The sequence below is a fragment of the Flavobacterium sp. 140616W15 genome (assembly GCF_003668995.1).
GTDB lineage: Bacteria > Bacteroidota > Bacteroidia > Flavobacteriales > Flavobacteriaceae > Flavobacterium.
Genome location: NZ_CP033068.1, coordinates 102914 through 118710, shown reverse-complemented (window position 1 = coordinate 118710; position 15797 = coordinate 102914). Strand labels below are relative to the sequence as shown.

Genomic DNA, 15797 nt, shown 5'->3' with positions numbered 1-15797 from the left:
TGTGCAAAAATAGGGTATTTTAAAATATGGCGAAAGTAAAATATTATTACGATTCGGAAAATTTGGCCTACCGAAAAATAAAAACTAAAAAAAGGACTAAATTTGGCTTTGTTGTCTTGTTTTTAGTGGCTTCTACATTATTTGGCTTTTTGGCTTTTGTAATATTGTTGAACACTCCTTACTTTGAAACTCCAAAAGACCGCTTACAAGCTCGTGAAATTGAAAATTTAAAATTGAATTATTCGATTTTAAATAAAAAAATGGATCAGATTGATGCTGTAGTTGAGAGTCTTGAAGAACGTGACAATAATTTATACAGAGTTTATTTTAATAAAAAAGAGATTCCAGATTCGATACGAAAAGCAGGATTTTCCAGAATTGAAAGATATAAAGCGTTAGAAGGGTATAACAATTCACAATTAGTAATCAAAACAACTAAAAGAATTGATGTTCTATCTAAACAATTAGCAATACAATCGAGATCATTAGATGAAATTTTAAAACTAGCGAGTGCCAAAGAAGATTTATTATCTGCAATCCCTGCCATTCAGCCAGTACAGAATGAAAATTTAAAACGCATGGTTTCTGGTTTTGGTTACAGAACAGATCCTTTTACCAAAGTACGTAAAATGCATGAGGGTATGGATTTTACAGCCAAAGTAGGAACTCCCGTTTATGCCACTGGAGATGGTGTCATAGATAGAGCTGACAATAATGCTTCTGGTTTTGGTAATCATGTCGTAATTAGGCACGGTTTTGGCTACGAGACTCTGTATGCCCATTTAAGCAAATACAACTGCCGACCTGGACAAAGAGTAAAACGTGGTGATGTAATTGGATATGTAGGAAGCACAGGAAGATCAGAAGGACCACATTGTCATTACGAAGTTCATAAAGATGGTAAAGTAGTAAACCCGCTTAATTTTTATTACGGAAATATTTCAGCAGTAGAATACGTCGCCATTTCGCAATTAGCAAACCAAGAAAATCAATCATTAGATTAAAATGCACATAGAATTACAACCTGACAAACGATATTATAGTATTGGCGAAATCGCCAAAGCATTTAATGTGAATGCTTCTTTGATACGGTTTTGGGATGGAGAATTTGATATTCTTAAACCTAAAAAAAACGCTAAAGGCAACAGAATGTTTACGCCTGAGGATGTAAAAAACCTGCAGTTAATCTTTCATTTGGTAAAAGAACGTGGCTTTACACTCGAAGGAGCCAAAATCCACTTAAAAGAAGGACAAAAGAAAACATTAGATAAATTCGAAATAATACGTAAATTAGAGTCGATAAAAAAAGAATTGATAGAAATTAAAAACGAATTGTAACAATAAATTAATAAACTTAAAATTAGAAAAATATGAAAAAATGGTTAATACCTGTCGGAATTATTATTGCATTAATCGCTATTATAGCTTTTTGGTCTATCGGAATTAAAAATACTGGTTTAAAATACAACCAAGCCGTTAATAAAGAATGGGGTAATGTACAAACTGCTTACCAAAGACGTAATGACCTTATCGGAAATTTAGTAAACACAGTAAAAGGAGCTGCTGATTTTGAAAAATCAACATTAACTGCTGTTATCGAAGCACGTGCAAAAGCTACTTCTGTTACAATTGATCCAAGCAATGTTACTCCAGAACAATTAGCACAATTTAATCAGGCTCAAAGCGGAGTTTCATCTTCTTTATCAAAATTATTAGTATCTGTAGAAAGATATCCTGATTTAAAAGCAAACCAAAATTTCTTAAAATTACAAGACGAATTGGCTAGTACAGAAAATCAAATTCTTACTGCAAGAACTCGTTTCAATGAATCTGTACAAGAATATAACGGATACATCCTTTCTATTCCTAACAAATGGTTCTTAGATTACAAAGAAAAACCATATTTTGAAGCTGTTACAGGAGCTGATAAACCTGTAGAAGTAAAATTCTAAAAGAAGTTTATACCTTTAATAAATGATTTTCAATTGTAGAACCAATTGCTACAATTGAAAATCATTACTATCCATTCAAAAAATAATTTCAATGTCAAAAGTAGAAGATTTTTTAACCAAAGAAGAGGAAGAAGCAATTGTTGAAGCTATTCGCGTGGCCGAAAAAAACACTTCTGGCGAAATTAGAGTTCATATAGAAAAATCGACTACTAAAGCACATTATGATAGAGCTTTGGAAGTTTTTCATGAACTAAAAATGGATGAAACACAATTACAAAACGGTGTTTTAATTTATGTTGCCGTAGATGACAAACAGTTTGTCATTTGTGGAGACAAAGGAATAAATGATGTTGTACATCCTAATTTTTGGGATTCTACCAAAGAAGCGATGTTATCACAATTCAAACAACAAAATTTCAAACAAGGACTTATTGATGGTATCTTGGTAGCAGGCGAGCAATTAAAAAAATACTTCCCTGGATCTGCTGACGATACTAACGAATTATCAAACGAAATCTCAAAAGGATAATGATTACACCCAAACTAAATACCTCGATTTTCCTAAAATTAATTGTTTGTCTATTCTTTACCCAAATAGGTTTTGCTCAATTTACAATTCCTGAAAAACCAAAATTTCAGACTTCTGTTTACGATTATGCAAATGTTTTAAGCCCTACAGAAAAAACACAGTTAGAAGAAAAGCTTATTCGCTACTCTGACTCTACCACTACCCAAATTGTTGTAATTACCATAGAAAGTCTTAAAGGCGAAGATATAGGGATATTAACTCCAAAATGGGGACAGGAATGGGGAATTGGTGGAACTGCAAAAGATGATAATGGGGTTCTTATTTTATTGGCTAAAGCCGAAAGAAAAATATGGATATCACCTGGTTATGGACTAGAAGACAAATTAACTGCTGGTATTGGTGGAGAAATTATCCGAAACATTATTATCCCAGAATTCAAAGCGGGAAGTTATTACAAGGGACTAGATAAAGGTACTGATGCTCTTTTTGATGTCTTTAAAGGAAAATACAAAGGAACCCGAAAACAGGCAGCTGAAAGACAAGATTTTCCTTTTTTCATTTTCATCATTATTATAGCTATCATCATATTTCTTATATCAAGAAATAAAGGTGGAGGCGGAAACTCAGGAAACAACGGCGGTGGAGGCCCTAGCCTACTTGATGTAATCATCTTAAGTAATCTTGGTCGAAGCGGCGGAGGTGGTTTTGGAGGCTTTGGCGGCGGATCATCTGGCGGCGGTGGCGGTTTTGGTGGCGGCTTTGGCGGAGGCGGATTCTCTGGTGGAGGTTCTGGCGGAAGCTGGTAATTTTTACTTTTCAGTGACAGTAACGAGTCACAGTTTAAAAACTTATAATATATTTGCAATTCATAATTTATAATAATGTTATCACATAAAGCCAAATATGCTCTTAAAGCATTACTTTATTTAGCGGAGCAAGACGAAAATCACATTTCTAAAACTATAGAAATCGCTGAGGGAGCCAATATTCCTAAAAAGTTTTTAGAGCAAATTTTACTTGATCTAAAACGAGGTCATTTTGTGAGCAGTAAGCAAGGAAAATACGGTGGTTATTATCTTATAAAATCTAAAAACGACATTACCCTAGCCGAAATTCATCGTCTATTTGATGGTGCAATTGCACTTTTACCTTGCGCATCTTTAAACTTTTACGAGCCTTGCTCTGATTGTAAAACCGAATCAGAATGCCACTTAAGACATGGCTTAATGCTTATTCGAGATAAAACTTTACAAGCAATGCAGGGGATTACAATAGCCTCATTAGTAGAAAAATAAAAAAATATATTTTAAATTCTAGTAATTATGTAGAATTTATATATATTTGACAAAAATAAACACACACTAATTAAAACCAACCTTATGAAATCACGTAAAAACCTTGTTGCAAAAACAAGCTGGATGCAGAGCGGCATCCCAAAACCTATTGTAAAAAACAATAATAGCCTTATTATGTGTATGTGTTAGTAAAAAAATTTAATTTAAATTCTACTAATTACATATACTTAATATAAAATGAAAAATTCTATAAAAAATACATTTACAGTACTATTAGTTTTAACCTTCTCAGTCTCATTTGCACAAAATATCGAAGGCGTTGTTACAAACAGCGAAAACATTCCATTAGAAGCCGCTAACATTGTCATAAAAGGAACAACTTCTAACACAATTACAGATCAAAATGGAAAATTCACCATTGAATCTAAAGGAAAACTTCCACTAACACTTTTAGTTCAGTATGTAGGATATAAAACTACAGAAATAGAAATTACACAATTACCAATATCTACTCCATTACTAATAACACTAAACGAAGAAAATGCTCTTATAGAAGTAGTAGTTTCCTCAAGACGCCGAATAGAAAAAGCACAAGATGTTCCTATTGCAATATCTGTAATAACAGGCAAGCAAGCAGAGCAAACTGGTGCATTTAATGTGAATCGTATTAAAGAACTGGTTCCATCGGTACAACTATATTCATCGAATCCCAGAAATACAGGTATTAATATCCGAAGCCTAGGCTCACCTTTTGGGCTTACTAACGATGGGATCGATCCTGGAGTAGGTTTTTATGTAGATGGTGTGTATTATGCACGTCCAGCTGCAACAACACTAGATTTTATTGATGTAGAGCAAATCGAAGTATTACGAGGACCACAAGGATCTTTGTTTGGTAAAAACACTACTTCTGGAGCTTTTAACATTACTACTCGTAAGCCAAGTTTTACATCTGGTGCCGATTTTGAAGTTAGTTACGGAAATTATGCCTTTCTGCAAGCCAAAGCTTCGGTTACAGGAGCATTAAGCAGTAAAATAGCGGGCCGATTATCATTCTCAGGTACGCAACGCGATGGTTTAATCGACAACATTGTAACTGGCAGAGCTACAAACACATTAAACAATCAAGGAATTAGAGGGCAATTACTTTATACTCCATCAGAAAATACAAATATCATTCTTGCTGCAGATATTACAACGCAACGTCCAGATGGATATGCGCAGGTAGTTGCAGGTGTTGCTCCAACACAAAGAGCTCCTTATCGCCAATTTAATGCAATTACTGCCGATTTAAACTACAAACTTCCAACTCTAAATGCATTTGACCGTAAAATTGATCAAGATACACCATGGCGTTCTGGACAAGATTTAGGAGGTATCTCACTTAATGTTGATACGAAAATTGGAAATGGTACCCTTACCTCTACTACAGCATGGCGTTTTTGGAACTGGGATCCTTCAAATGATAGAGATTTTACAGGACTACAAGTACTTGCAAAATCTCAAAATCCTACTAGACAAACGCAAATAACACAAGAAATTCGTTATGCAGGACAGCTTTCATCAAAAATAAGTGGTGTTGTAGGAGTCTTTTTTATTGATCAAACATCACATACAAATGGTACTGAAGAATCTGGAAATGCACAATGGCGATTTTCTCAAAGTTCAACTAGCCCATTATGGAAAACTCAAGGCCTTTTTGAAGGATATGGGATAAAAACTGATGCAAAAATTAGATCATCCAGTGCTGCCGTATTCGGACAGTTAGATTGGGCAATTACAGATCGTTTGCATGTACTTCCTGGTGTACGCTATAATTTTGACAAAAAAGAAGCCGATTATTCTCGTACAACTTACGGAGGACTTCAAACTACTGATCCAGCATTACTAGCATTGAAAAAATCTGTTTATAACGACCAAGCTTTTACTTCTGACACAGACAATACTGACTTTTCAGGAAACTTAACGGTAACTTATAAAGCTTCAGATAAAATCAATGGATATGCTACTTATGCAAAAAGCTATAAACCAGTAGGTGTAAATGTAGCGGGACTTCCAACTGACTCAAAAGGACTGCCATTACTTGATCTTGCTGTAATTAAACCTGAGAAGGTAAATCATTATGAAATAGGAATTAAAACATCTCCTTTCAAGAATTCAATATTCAACTTAGCATTCTTTAATACTGATATTAAAGACTTCCAAACCAATGTTCAAGCTGCCGAATTAGGTGTAAATCGTGGCTATCTTGCTAACGCAGATAAAGTACGTGTAAGAGGTGCTGAACTAGATGCTAGTTTTATAATAAACAGCCATCTAACCATAAATGGTGCTGCTACTTATACTGATGGTAAATATGTTAAATTTACCAATGCGCCACTTCCGTTAGAAGAAACTGGAGCCCCAGTAGCATTCAAAGATGTTTCAGGAACGGCTTTACCTGGTGCTTCAAAATGGGCAGGATCATTAGGAGGAGAACTTTCTGATAAAGCAAAGTTCTTCGGAAATGTTGGTAAAGTTTTCGTAGCAATTGATTCTTACGCCCGTTCTGAGTTCTCATCAAGTCCATCTGCATCTAAATATTTAGTTGTTCCGGGTTATGCAATTTTTAATGCTCGTTTAGGTTTCCGTGCATCCGAAGGGCTATCTGTTCAGTTCTGGGGACGTAACATTTTAAACAAAGATTACTACGAGCAATTATTACCTGCAGGAGGAAATACTGGGCAATATGCTGGTGTATTAGGTGATCAAAGAACCTATGGAGTTACTTTAAAATATTCTTTGTAGAACCAAACATAAAAATTAAATATCTATTAACTGGGGTAAGTTTCAAAATAACTTGCTCCAGTTTTTTTATTAAAATTGCATAGATTGTCTAGAAAGGAATGCTAATGAAACGGATTCGCGTTCTATTTTTAATCAAGCCGACAAATCACAAAATCACACCAAAAGCCCATTTATAATCGGCATCATTTGTATATATTCGCAACCTGAATTTATAACAACTGAATGAAATCCTGCAGATTACTTTTTTTACTAGTACTTACAAGTCAAATACTGGCAGGGCAAACCAAAAAAAATATCGACCAACAAACTCTTACCTGGATTAGATATTACAATATAGCACCACTGACAGAAAAATGGTCACTTCATTCCGAATTCGATAACCGAAGCTTCATTAATCCCATTCATGAGAATCTATGGGTTTTAAGAATACAGGGAAGACATAGAGCAACTAAACTTATTGATTTAGGCGGAGGATTTACTTATTTTCATGTTAATACCCAAGATCCTAATAGGAATCCTGATTTTTCTGTCCCAGAATACAGAGGACAACAAGACATTACGATTATAAATGACATTGCCAAAATTACTCTCCACAATCGTTTGCAGTTAGAAGAACGCTTTATTCAAAAAGCAAGCAAAACAGAATTACTGGATAATTTCTCTTTTTCTTTCCGTATTAGATACCGCTTGCAATCTACTTTTACGATTTGGGAAAAAGACAAACAAAGCCTTAAAGGAACTATTTCTGATGAAATACTGTTTAATTTTGGAAAAGACAACAAGAAAAACACCTTTGATCAAAATCGAATTTACCTCGCGTTACGCTATCATCCCACCCCAAATATTGGCTTAGAATTAGGCTATTTAAATAGCTTTCAAAGAAGAGCTAGCGGAATCGATTTTTATGACCGAGACATCATGCGTTTTACTATTTATCACAAAATTAATCGCAAAATGTAAATTGTGAAAAATGTTAGATGTTAGATGTTAGATGTTAGATGTTAGATGTTAGATGTTAGATGTTAGATGTTAGATGTTAGATGTTAGATGTTAGATGTTAGATGTTAGATGTTAGATGTTAGATGTTAGATGTTAGATGTTAGATGTTTAAAAATTGGCTAATGCCAATTTTTAACCTTTGTCTCTTTGTCTCTTTGTCCCTTTGCCCCTTTGTTACTTTGCCCCTTTGTTACTTTGAGCCTTAGCACCTAAACCTTTAGCCCTTTCTCTTGGATCCTTTTTTGGTCGACGCAAAATTTCCAATTTTATACGATAACGAAAACATCACATAACGTTTTAAAACTGTGTTTTCTTCATCACGAATCGAGGTTGACGAAATTGTTCTCGTTGCACTTTGGTTTTGATTTAAAAGATCATACACTTTTACTTTTACGAACACTTTTTTATCCAAAACCCCATAAGACAAACTTGTATTCCACAAGAAAAAATATTTCTTGAAATCGCTAGAAATATTAGAGTTGTAAGTATATCCAAAATCATTACCAAAAACCAAATTTTCAGGCCAATAGGTTGTTGCTTGTAAATTGATATTATGAATCACATTCGAAGTAGCATCTCTAGAGGAATTCTCATATTTTGTCTCATTATATGACAAACTATACGATGGAGCAATAGTAAGCAGTTCCCCATATTCGTATGACAGATACAATTTTGGCGTGATTGCCGTAGATTTTGCATTGTATAAAACAGCATTTGTATACCCTTTATCAAAAGCATACGTCCCGTTTAATCCCAAGCCGTATCTTAAAACATGAGCATCTTTCTTAATCGATTGATTCCAGTTTCCACCTACAGAAGTACTATAAGTTCCTGAAATGTTTGTATAAGTAGTAGTTCTTTTTCCACTGTCGTCGTAAACAGAAGTCGAAACTACATCATTATTATAAAAATCTGCCCGAGCAAACATACTATAACCTGAACGTGTACGGAAATCAAAATTTCTAAAATTGAAATTAACACTATTTTTTTCTATCGGATTTAAATCTGGATTTCCTATTATGGTATTCAATGGATTACTCAAATTCAAAACTGGTAATAACTGAATTGAAGTAGGAAGCGAATTAGAATGATCTAACCTAAATGACAAATTTTTAGATTTACTAAACTTATATCTAATTTGGAAATCTCCATAAGACAAAGCATATTTTCTATTTAAATCTGTCGTTTTATCCAAATACAAAGAATGATTATCATAATCAACAACAGCCGTTCTGGAATTCATATTAATGGTAAATTTACTTTTTTGCCAAGTAATTCCAACTTTAGGGCTAAATGTATTTTGTCTTGATGTGATATAATTACTCAATGCTGAATTTAAGTTTGAATACGATTCGGTGTCTGCATCAAAATTGAATGTTTTTTCATCGTTTACTGCACTTACAAAATCCAAATTTGTACCAAATCGCACTCGCAAAGAATCCGTAATAGGCTCGGTATATTCTAAATCTAACGAATAGGAATCATTTACAGTATTCTTTTTAGTATTTTGATTTCTCTCATCATCAGGTTTATTGTCTTTATAAAAAATAGTCTTCGAGCGATTAAAAGCATCCGAATCATTACTTGTATTATTATTCATAAATACAAAATTTAGGTTACGCTTTTTTTTCTCAAAATTCTTATTGAAATTTATAGTATTACCAAAACTATTATTCTCCGTTTCTGAATACGATTTTGAATTACTTTCATTTAAAGACACACCATTTTCATCTTCTGAAAAGCTAAAAGAATCAGCATTATTATTAGAACGTGTTTGCCCCAACTTTGGAGAAACAAAAATATAAATACTAGGACTGACTTTATATTCTAAATCAAGATTCACAGTATTTCCTGTGTTTTCATTTCTTGAATTCGATTCAGAACTTGTTACAATATTTCCTGTAGGCAAGAAACTCGTTTGATCTGATTTACTTGCATTATTATTAATCGAATTCGAAAAATTATAACTCGCTGAAGCTTCCAAATCTTTTGCCCATTCATCCGAATAATTAAATCCAACCAAACTAGACTGAGTAATTCCTCTACCTCCTCCAGAAGCTCCTAGACCTTTACTATTCCTTCCTCCTCCCATATTATCAAATACTTCATCCATAGAAAACCCCGAAGAATTAATATTATTAGAAGACGCTAAAACACTTATTTTTTGTTTGTTATTAAAAAAATTCATAATAAGACTACTTTCATACCGATCATCAGAGCCATAACCACCAAGAATTTTACCAAAGAAACCTTTATTCTTTTTTTCGTCTATCGTTAAGTTAATGCTGGAATAATCCGAAGTAGCTTCTTGCTTCGACAACTCTTCTTTTTTGGTTTTAAAATCAGATACCTGAACTTTTTTTATAATTTCTGCTGGCAAATTTTTCAAAGCAATCGCACCATCTTTATCAAAAAATGGTTTTCCGTTTACCAAAAATTGAGTTACTTGTTTTCCGTTTACAGTAACCTTACCTGCATTATCGACATCAACACCTGGCAATTGCTTTAATAAGGTTTCTACATTTGAGTCTGGACGTACTTTATAAGAAGACGCATTAAACTCCAATGTGTCTTTTTTCATTGTTATCGGAGGAGCTTCTGTTTTTATAATTACATTATCTAAGGCATTTACATTTTCTAATAAATATAATTTCCCGTAATCCTTACTTACCAAAAGCCCTTTTTCTTCCTCAAAATAAGGTTGGTACCCCATGTAGTTTATCTTTAAAAAAACTGGTTTATCGTATTTCTTGGTATTTATACTAAAAAAACCGTTTTTATCTGTCGTTGCATAATCAATTACAGTTGAATCTTTGGCCGCAGAAAAATAAACTGTAGCAAGTTCTAATGGTAATTGCGTATTTATGTCAACAACTGTACCTTTAATAACAATATCATTCTGAGCGCTTGCAACATAACCTAAACTAAAAAACAATAAAAAGAAGTACAATCTAAACATGAAAGAATTTTTTAATAGTGTAAGACTCAAAAAAACAGCCAAAGGTTTAATCTATTTTTTTGTTAGACAAATAATTTTCTAAACAAAGATAACTTACTAAAGATATAAATATTTCACGATCGCACTTCATTCCATAAAAAAATCCCGATTTCTCGGGATTTCTTTTTATTATTTCTCTCTAATATAAATATCGATTGGTACTCCTGAGAAGTCCCAGTTTTCTCTAATCTTATTTTCAAGATATCTCTTATATGGTTCTTTAACGTATTGTGGCATATTTGCAAAAAACACAAACTGAGGCGTTGGTGTTGGCAACTGCATACAATACTTAATTTTTACATATTTTCCTTTAGTTGCTGGTGGTGGATATGCTTCGATTACCTTCAACATAAATTCATTAAATTTAGATGTAGGTATTCTTTGTTGTCTGTTTTCATAAACCTGAACTGTTGCCTCTAATGCTTTCAACAAACGTTGTTTTGTTAAAGCTGAAACAAAAAGAATAGGCACATCAGTAAAAGGCATTAATTCTTTTTTGATTTTCTCTTCGTAATCACGAGTTGACATAGTATCTTTCTCTACTAAATCCCACTTATTAACTAAGATTACAACCCCTTTACGGTTTTTCTCTGCCAGCCAGAAAATACTCTGATCCTGACCTTCAAATCCACGAGTTGCATCGATAACCAAAATACAGATATCTGCATGCTCAATTGCACGAACTGAACGCATTACTGAGTAAAACTCTAAATCTTCCTTTACTTTAGCTTTACGACGGATTCCCGCAGTATCAACCAAATTAAATTCAAAACCAAAACGGTCAAATTTAGTATCAATCGCATCACGAGTTGTTCCCGCAATATCAGTTACCATAAAACGTTCTTTACCAATTAATGCATTGATAAAACTTGATTTTCCTGCATTAGGACGTCCCACAACCGCAAAACGAGGCAAAACAACCTCTTCCTGAACTGGTTCTGGTTTTACTGGAAAAGATTCAATTAAAGCATCTAATAAATCTCCAGTTCCACTTCCTGAAATACTAGCAAAAGTAAAATACTCACCTAAACCTAGGTTATAAAACTCAATAGCATCTTTCTCACGCATGGCATTATCTACCTTATTTACGGCCAATAAAACTGGCTTAGTAACTTTACGTAACAAACGAGCAACAATATCATCCATTGGAGTGATGCCTTCTTCAACATCAACTACAAAAATAATTACATCAGCTTCGTCAATAGCTAATTCTACTTGTTTGCGGATCTCTCCTTCAAATACGTCATCACTTCCGCGAACATATCCTCCAGTATCAATTACAGAAAATTCTTTTCCGTTCCACTCGCTTTTACCATAGTTTCTATCACGGGTCACTCCCGAAACTGAATCTACAATAGCTTCTCTTCTTTGTATCAGCCTATTAAAAAGGGTTGATTTCCCTACATTAGGTCTTCCTACTATCGCAACAATGTTATTCATTTTTTTTTGTTTTAGTCCCGATAGCTATCGGGATCAGATTTTAGATTTCAAATTCTCAGTCTCCTAAAAGCCTAATCACTTGTAATCCAAAATACTTTATTTTAATTTTTTGCAAAGGTAGTTAAAAAAGTGGCTAAGTCACTAAGTTTCTAAGTACCTATGTTTTTTATCTTTTCGGAGCTATCCCTACAGGCTAAAATCCAGTTTTCAATTTTATTCTAAACATTACATTTTCAAACCTGAAACTTGAAACCTGAAACAAACTAACAATTAAACAAAAACTATTGGTTATACCCAAAACGTTTTAGCATATTAGCATTACTTCTCCAGTTTTTATTCACTTTTACATATAGTTCGATGTGAATTTGTTTTCCGAAGAATTTCTCCAAATCGGCACGAGCTTCTGTTCCTACCTTTTTCAAAGCAGCTCCTTTATGCCCGATGATAATTCCTTTTTGTGTATCGCGCTCCACCATAATCAAAGAACGAATTCGGATGATATTTTCATCTTCAAAAAATTCCTCAGTTACGATTTCTACTGCATATGGAATCTCTTTACTATAATTCAACAAGATTTTTTCACGGATAGTTTCATTTACAAAGAAACGCTCCGGCTTGTCTGTCAATTGATCTTTTGGATAATATGCTGGTGATTCTGGTAATAATTCGATGATTCTTCCAAAAACCTCAGGCACATTAAAATTCTGTAATGCCGAAATTGGAAAAATCTCTGCATTAGGAACTTTGGCAGTCCAAAAAGCTACTTGCTCTTCTAATTGTTCCTGATTTGAATTATCGATTTTATTCAATAACAACAATACTGGAATTTTAGCATGGATGATTTTATTAAAGAATGCTTCATCCTTAAGTTCCTGCTCCCCTATCTCAACCATATAAACTAGGATATCAGCATCTTCAAAAGCCGATTTTACAAAGTTCATCATCGATTCCTGCATTTCGTATGCTGGTTTGATGATTCCTGGAGTATCAGACAAGATTAACTGAAAATCTTCTCCATTTACGATTCCTAGAATTCTATGACGTGTAGTTTGTGCTTTAGATGTAATGATTGACAATCGTTCTCCAACGAAAGCATTCATAAGTGTTGATTTTCCAACGTTTGGATTTCCGATAATGTTTACGAAACCTGCTTTATGTGACATTTGTGAATTATTTATTCTGCAAAGGTAGTTATATCAAGCCAATACAGAAAATAAAAACATTTTTTTAATTTTTTGTTGAAATATCCAATAATTGGTTATACCTTTGCACCCGAAACAACGCGGGATAGAGCAGTAGGCAGCTCGTCGGGCTCATAACCCGAAGGTCACAGGTTCGAGTCCTGTTCCCGCTACTAAGACAAAAGCTTCAGAGAAATCTGAAGCTTTTTTTGTTTTCGACTACTTTGAAGCACTTTGTATTCACGAGCGGGACGCTCGTGTCAGCAAGGGAAGTAAATCATATCAAATACGAAACCAACTTTACATTAAGCCAATTGCTAAATTCGTTATTATATCTGTTTTAGATATTTTTCTTTTAATCTATAGTTATCATTTTCAATTTAGTTCCTTCTGTATAAAATATCTTATCTTCTTTAATACAATACGTTGAACCAACTTCTCTTCCTACTAAAAAGTATTCTTTGGTATTAATGTTCAAAAAATAAAATTTATTATAATAAACCTCTACTATGAAATTTTTAATATTGTATACCCCTTGACAATGATAAGTATCCTTTAAAATATTGGTTTCAATTCTAATTTCTTTTTCAAATTTATTATTATCTAATTCTCTAATAACTACTTCGTCATGTAGCCTATAGACTATTTTGTTATTATCAGAATTAAATCTATGTCCATTTCCGCATTCGTCAATTCGGTAAGAAAAAATTAATTGGGGATTATTAAAATCACTGACTTCAAATACTGAATAATTTCCTCTTGGACTATTATCATCCTTATTAAAATAAATAAAACCTAGTTTTTTATTATCTGATGATAGAAAAAGACTGAACACATAGTTATCCATTACACGATTATATGAGAAATCATCACTTTCAAAAAAAATGTCAAAAAACTCGAATAGCTTATGTTCTTTAAAATTTTCAATATCAAATATTATATAGTTTTGATCACAATAAAATTCAACTCTTTTTTGAACATCATCTTCAATCTTTTTTATGACGTTTCCATTTGGGTCAATTTCTATATGCCAATCGCCTCCTTCAATTGTCAGGTGTAAATAAAAATTATTATTTGATAAAGAATTAAACTTATTTACTTTACATAAAATTTTATCATTAAGATAGAGAGAACGGGAATAATAATCATTTGAAGATTTATTAACATTATTAAAAAGATTAAAATCTTTTGGATTTCCATGAAAATCATTTAACGAAATAATATCGACAAAATCTCCATTTTCAATATCAAAAACTTTTAAAAACAACCTACATAAGTTATCAACTGTAACTAAAGCAATTTGATGTTTGAAATTAATTAAATCCATTCCAATTATGTTTTCATTACTAATTAGAATTTTTGTATTAAAACAGTTTAAGTTTAGATTCATTTTTTAATTTTATTTTGTTTCTCTAAAATATATCAACGCCCATTTGATACATCAAGTTTCATATTAAACTAAAGCTCATTATTTAGATTTACCAAAACATCCAAATACAAAACCAACTTTCCATTAAGCCAATTGACTAAATCCGCTGTAGTAGAAAATAAACTAAACCTTCAATAGCCAGTATCGAGCTCGATTCCTGTTCCCGCTACCAAGACAAAGCTTCAGAGAAATCAGGAGTTTTTTTTGTTTTTATAATTCTGATTCTCTTTGCGGGCACAGATTGCAAATCTGCGCTATCGTCGTCTAGATATCGGAGAAATCGGGTAAATTAGTTTCTTTCATCTTCTCTATAAAAAGGTTAATTTCTTTCAAGTTATTATTCTTCAGCTTGAATGAATAAAATAGTTTTTGCTCTATTATTTTAGAAGACTTAATTGGTGTTTTAATTAATTCTTTGTCTAACTCTTCATCACATAAATGTTTAGGAACTACACTAAATCCGCTATTATTTTTTAAAGCTTCTATTATATCCAAATAAGAGGGTAAAATATATCTTGGAACTATTCTAGGATTAGTATTAAATGTAGAATCCCAGAATTTTTTTATATCATTTTGGTTATTGTCATATGTAAACCAAGTTTGATTTTGTAGCCATGTGATGAATTGCTTATCATTTTTTTCAATATTCTCTGGAATAACAATGGAATTGGAGCAAATTAATTCTAACTCTTCATTCTTTAAGTATGTGAATTGATGGTCGTAAGTATTGTGTTTATTTATTCCAACCAATAATTGAATTTTTTCCATTTCAAGAGCTTCAATCAATTCTTTTTCATTTCCAAATTGGGTCACTATATACATGTCAAAAGAATAAATATGATGTATTAATTCTTTTCTGAAAAAGTCTGTGGTACAACCAATAGTTATTGCAGATCGTTGTTTTTTTGTTCTTTGACTTGAATAATATTCTACTTTTTCTAATTCACTTAATGGATTATTAATTTGTGAATATAAAAATTTCCCATATTCAGTAGGCGCTAATTTCCGAGTAGTTCTTTCAAATAGTTTTTTTCCAATATGGCTTTCTAGGGCAGATAAATGTTTACTAACTCCAGGTTGAGTCATGTTTAATTTTTTTGAAGCTTCTGTTATATTTTTACATTCATATATAGCGCTAAAAGTTCTCAACCATTCTAAATTAATCATAACATATATTATAAATAAGC

Annotated in this window: 13 protein-coding genes and 1 tRNA gene; 9 read left to right on the top strand and 5 right to left on the bottom strand. The window is 32.6% G+C overall.

Annotated features, from left to right (window positions below; all coding sequences use genetic code 11):
• Window positions 1–26 precede the first annotated feature (26 nt).
• From EAG11_RS00550 to EAG11_RS00515, 8 genes are all read left to right on the top strand, one after another.
• A complete protein-coding gene (locus EAG11_RS00550) occupies window positions 27–1004 on the top strand; it encodes a M23 family metallopeptidase (protein WP_129537404.1) in 978 nt (325 codons plus the stop codon).
• Between the two features lies 1 nt (window position 1005).
• Complete coding sequence (locus tag EAG11_RS00545; protein WP_129537403.1) at window positions 1006–1338, top strand: MerR family transcriptional regulator; 333 nt, start codon at window positions 1006–1008, stop codon at window positions 1336–1338.
• 32 nt (window positions 1339–1370) lie between these two features.
• The gene (locus tag EAG11_RS00540) at window positions 1371–1952 is read left to right on the top strand and encodes a LemA family protein (protein ID WP_129537402.1); all 582 of its coding nucleotides are present in this window, start codon (window positions 1371–1373) and stop codon (window positions 1950–1952) included.
• Window positions 1953–2043: 91 nt separating this feature from the next.
• A complete protein-coding gene (locus tag EAG11_RS00535) occupies window positions 2044–2481 on the top strand; it encodes a TPM domain-containing protein (protein ID WP_129537401.1) in 438 nt (145 codons plus the stop codon).
• Window positions 2481–3287: a YgcG family protein gene (locus EAG11_RS00530; protein WP_129537400.1), complete on the top strand. Its 807-nt coding sequence runs from the start codon at window positions 2481–2483 to the stop codon at window positions 3285–3287. The genes EAG11_RS00535 and EAG11_RS00530 overlap by 1 nt, the downstream gene beginning before the upstream one ends.
• Window positions 3288–3362: 75 nt before the next feature.
• On the top strand, window positions 3363–3776 hold the full coding sequence (locus EAG11_RS00525; RefSeq protein WP_035619335.1) for an Rrf2 family transcriptional regulator: 414 nt from the start codon (window positions 3363–3365) through the stop codon (window positions 3774–3776).
• A 237-nt stretch (window positions 3777–4013) separates the two neighbouring features.
• Window positions 4014–6563, top strand: a complete 2550-nt coding sequence (locus tag EAG11_RS00520; RefSeq protein ID WP_129537399.1) for a TonB-dependent receptor — start codon at window positions 4014–4016, stop codon at window positions 6561–6563.
• A 222-nt stretch (window positions 6564–6785) separates the two neighbouring features.
• The gene (locus EAG11_RS00515; RefSeq protein ID WP_129537398.1) at window positions 6786–7523 is read left to right on the top strand and encodes a DUF2490 domain-containing protein; all 738 of its coding nucleotides are present in this window, start codon (window positions 6786–6788) and stop codon (window positions 7521–7523) included.
• A gap of 256 nt (window positions 7524–7779) precedes the next feature.
• Here the strand turns inward: EAG11_RS00515 and EAG11_RS00510 are convergent, their stop codons facing one another.
• The 3 genes from EAG11_RS00510 to era form a co-directional block, all read right to left on the bottom strand.
• Window positions 7780–10521, bottom strand: a complete 2742-nt coding sequence (locus tag EAG11_RS00510; RefSeq protein WP_129537397.1) for an outer membrane beta-barrel protein — start codon at window positions 10519–10521, stop codon at window positions 7780–7782.
• A 168-nt stretch (window positions 10522–10689) separates the two neighbouring features.
• Window positions 10690–12000, bottom strand: coding sequence for a ribosome biogenesis GTPase Der (der, locus tag EAG11_RS00505; RefSeq protein ID WP_129537396.1), 1311 nt, complete (start codon window positions 11998–12000; stop codon window positions 10690–10692).
• Window positions 12001–12281: 281 nt separating this feature from the next.
• Window positions 12282–13163, bottom strand: a complete 882-nt coding sequence (era, locus tag EAG11_RS00500; RefSeq protein ID WP_129537395.1) for a GTPase Era — start codon at window positions 13161–13163, stop codon at window positions 12282–12284.
• Window positions 13164–13281: 118 nt separating this feature from the next.
• Between era and EAG11_RS00495 the strand changes: the two genes are divergently transcribed.
• A tRNA-Met gene (locus EAG11_RS00495) sits at window positions 13282–13354 on the top strand.
• Window positions 13355–13536: 182 nt separating this feature from the next.
• On the opposite strand, the gene EAG11_RS00490 is transcribed toward EAG11_RS00495, so the two are convergent.
• Window positions 13537–14508, bottom strand: a complete 972-nt coding sequence (locus tag EAG11_RS00490; RefSeq protein WP_129537394.1) for a hypothetical protein — start codon at window positions 14506–14508, stop codon at window positions 13537–13539.
• A 366-nt stretch (window positions 14509–14874) separates the two neighbouring features.
• A complete protein-coding gene (locus EAG11_RS00485; protein ID WP_129537393.1) occupies window positions 14875–15777 on the bottom strand; it encodes a LysR family transcriptional regulator in 903 nt (300 codons plus the stop codon).
• Window positions 15778–15797 lie beyond the last annotated feature (20 nt).